The sequence below is a fragment of the Komagataeibacter kakiaceti JCM 25156 genome, from assembly GCF_000613305.1.
In genome coordinates, this window is sequence record NZ_BAIO01000241.1 from 1 (window position 1) to 3465 (window position 3465).

General features: G+C 63.9%; 4 protein-coding genes and 1 pseudogene. 3 read left to right on the top strand and 2 right to left on the bottom strand.

All coding sequences use genetic code 11. The features are described 5' to 3' along the window. Positions 1–191: 191 nt before the first annotated feature. Positions 192–1844, top strand: coding sequence for a fumarate hydratase (locus tag JCM25156_RS11475; RefSeq protein ID WP_025813190.1), 1653 nt, complete (start codon positions 192–194; stop codon positions 1842–1844). A 64-nt stretch (positions 1845–1908) separates the two neighbouring features. Further along, positions 1909–2301 (top strand): VOC family protein, encoded by a 393-nt coding sequence (locus tag JCM25156_RS11480; RefSeq protein WP_025813192.1) that lies wholly within the window; start codon positions 1909–1911, stop codon positions 2299–2301. Between the two features lie 91 nt (positions 2302–2392). On the opposite strand, the gene JCM25156_RS11485 is transcribed toward JCM25156_RS11480, so the two are convergent. Beyond that, a complete protein-coding gene (locus JCM25156_RS11485) occupies positions 2393–2887 on the bottom strand; it encodes a kinase inhibitor (RefSeq protein WP_025813194.1) in 495 nt (164 codons plus the stop codon). A gap of 30 nt (positions 2888–2917) precedes the next feature. Then, a pseudogene (locus tag JCM25156_RS23790) lies at positions 2918–3144 on the bottom strand (hypothetical protein). 180 nt (positions 3145–3324) lie between these two features. Here JCM25156_RS23790 and JCM25156_RS28885 point away from each other — a divergent pair. Then, on the top strand, positions 3325–3465 hold a 141-nt coding region (locus tag JCM25156_RS28885; protein ID WP_159104990.1), incomplete at its 3' end, for an S-adenosylmethionine:tRNA ribosyltransferase-isomerase.

Genomic DNA, 3465 nt, shown 5'->3' on the forward strand with positions numbered 1-3465 from the left:
CGCGGAACGGAGGACGCGGAAAAGGGCGAAGGTTCGCAGGTCGTCAGTCTCGCCGCCTTCCGCAAGCGTGGGCCGGGGGGGCCGGGCTGAGCCACATTTCCCATCCGGTGGCCCGGATGCGCCGGGCGCGCCTTGATACCTGAACGCCGCCACCCGGAACCAATCCGGGGGACAAGGCAGGAGACCGTCCGTTGAATGCATCCGCACCCGTGCGCAAGCCATTTGTCTATGGCCCGCTCTTTCCATTGCATGATGAAACGACCCCGTGGAAGAAACTGGAGATCGAGGGGATTACCACCTCGGTCCTTGGTGGGCGCACGGTGGTCCATGTCCGCCCCGAGGCCCTGACCGCGCTGGCCGCGCGCGCCTTCAACGACGTGGCGCACCTGCTGCGCCCGGCGCATCTGGCGCAGCTCGCCAGCATCCTCAAGGATCCCGAAGCCTCCGAGAACGACCGCTTCGTGGCGATGGACCTGCTCAAGAACGCCTGCATCGCCGCGGGCGGCGTGCTGCCGATGTGCCAGGATACCGGCACGGCCATCGTCTATGGCAAGAAGGGCCAGCGCGTATGGGTGGACGGTAACGAGGAGGAAGCCTTCTCACGCGGGGTGTACGACACCTATACCGGCACCTCGCTGCGCTATTCGCAGATGGCCCCGGTCTCCATGTTCGAGGAAGTGAACACCGGCACCAACCTGCCGGTACAGTTCCACATCTCCGCCACGCCGGGGGATTACCATGCCGAGCAGATGGATCTCATGTTCATCGCCAAGGGCGGCGGGTCGGCCAACAAGACCTTCCTGTTCCAGGAAACGCGCGCCCTGCTGTCCGACAAGGCCAGCCTGCTGAAATGGCTGGATGGCAAGATCCGAACGCTGGGCACGTCGGCCTGCCCGCCCTACCATCTCGCGGTGGTGATTGGCGGCATGTCGGCCGAGCAGAATCTGGAAACCGTCAAGCTCGCCTCCACCCACTGGCTTGACAGCCTGCCCACGCAGGGCAGCCCGCTGGGCCACGCCTTCCGTGATCTGGAGATGGAGCAGGAAATCCACAAGCTGACCCAGCACATGGGCATTGGCGCGCAGTTTGGCGGCAAGTATTTCTGCCATGACGTGCGTGTTGTGCGCCTGCCGCGCCATGGGGCGTCGCTGCCGGTCGGCATCGGGGTTTCATGCTCGGCGGATCGGCAGGTGAAGGCGCGCATCACCGCCGATGGCGTCTTTCTGGAGCAGCTCGAGACCGATCCGGCGCGTTTCCTGCCCGAAACCACGGATAACGACCTGGAGGGCGAGGCGGTCCAGATCGACCTGAACCAGCCGATGGACGAAATCCGGCGCAAGCTGTCACAGTATCCGGTGCGCACGCGCCTGTCCCTGACCGGCACGATGGTCGTCGCGCGCGACATCGCGCACGCCAAGTTCCGCGAGCGGCTGGAAAAGGGCGAGGGACTGCCCCAGTACCTCAAGGATCATCCCGTTTATTACGCAGGCCCGGCCAAGACGCCCGAAGGCATGCCCACCGGCTCCTTCGGGCCGACCACGGCGGGCCGCATGGACAGCTATGTCGCCATGCTGCAGAAGGCGGGCGGTTCCTATGTCATGCTGGCCAAGGGCAACCGCTCACGCGCGGTGCGCGAGGCGTGCAAGGAATATGGCGGCTTCTATCTCGGTTCCGTGGGTGGCCCCGCCGCCCGTCTCGCGCAGGATTGCATCCGCAAGGTCGAGGTGCTGGAATACCCCGAGCTGGGCATGGAAGCGGTATGGAAGATTGAGGTCGAGAATTTCCCCGCCTTTATCGTGATCGACGACAAGGGTAATGATTTTTACGAAGGCCTGACCGGCTGAACGTGACCCTTGGGTCCGTCCGGTCCATCCGTTGGGCCGGACACACCGGAGGTTTGTGAGCGCCATGCGTTTTACCGTCGATCGTCTTGACCATCTTGTGGTGAGTGTGCGTGACCTGGAGGTCTCGGCTTCATGGTTCCAGCGCGTGCTGGGCATGGAGCGGGAGGAATATGGCCGCAACAACCGCACGGCGCTGAAATTCGGGGGGCAGAAAATCAACCTCCGCCCCCATGGGGCCGAAGGGTGGGTCACGGCGGAAGACGCGCTGCCCGGCACGAACGACCTGTGCTTCATCACCGCCGTCAGCAGCGTTGACGTGGTCGAACACCTTGAAAAATGCGGCGTGCGGGTGACCGAGGGACCGGTGGCCCGCCTTGGCGCGCTGGGGCCGGTCACATCGGTCTATTGCCACGATCCCGACGGCAACCTGATCGAGATCGCATCCTATCAGGGATAGGCCGCCGGTTCGGTCTGCCGGGCGGTTTCCCGGTTCTTCGCGCATGAAAGAACCGGAAACCGCCTGCCTGCCCTGAAAAGGCCCATGCGGCTTATTTCGGTTTTTTGCCGTACACCGCCGTCAGCGTGGCGGACCCGAGCGAATGCTGGTTGATGACGAAACCCACCATGGCGCCGGAGGCGTCGCTGGGCAGCTCGATCCGTTCGATGTCCAGCGCATGGATGGTGAAGATGTAGTGATGCTCCGGCCCCGGCGGGGGGGCGGCGCCGCCATACACGTTCCCGCCAAAATCGGTGCGGGTCATCTCGGCGGGTTCGGGCAGGTTGTTGTCGCCCGATCCGGCCCCGGCGGGCAGGGAGGACACGGTGGCGGGAATGTTGATCACCACCCAGTGCCACCAGCCCGACCCGGTCGGCGCATCGGGATCATAGAGCGTGATGGCGAAGCTTCTGGTGCCCTCGGGCGGGTCCTGCCATGCCAGCGGGGGTGAGATGTTGCCGCCGGAATAGCCCATTCCGTCAAACACCTGCGCTTCGGGCAGGCGGTCACCTTCGTGGAAGCAGCGGCTTGTCAGTGTAAAGGTCATATCGGTTTCCTGTTTTCCGCGTGGGGCGGCTTACCAGTTCTGGCTGATCAGCCAGAATTCTTCCGATGTCAGGGTAATGGCCTGATCGCCATTCTTGCTTTCGGCGGCGGCGCGGGCCAGCGCTCGATCCGCTGGATCATGAGCGTCTTGCGCTGGTGGACTTCGTTACGGTCCTCTTCACCAACCGATTCCAGAACATGCAGGGCCGTCTTGCAGGCCTTGGTAATGCGTACGGCATCAAGTGCGGCATAGGACATATGGTTTCTTCCTTGGCTATGGGATGAAAAATTCCCCTGCGGGAATTGCCGTTCCATTCTGGCTTCCCCCGCCGCTTCTGTCCAATATCAGCCTGCATGGCGGCCAGCGACCGGGAACGTGGCGGCGAAAGGTGGGAGTTCGGGCTGGCAAGTGCCGTGCGGATTCCGTAAAGGAGCCGCATGACGGATCTGGTTTCTGATTTCGATTTCACGCTCCCCCCCGAACGGATCGCCGACCACCCGGCCCGCCCGCGTGACAGCGCGCGCCTGCTTGACGTGCCGGTGGAAGGCCCGTTCATGGACCGCCACGTGCGCGACCTG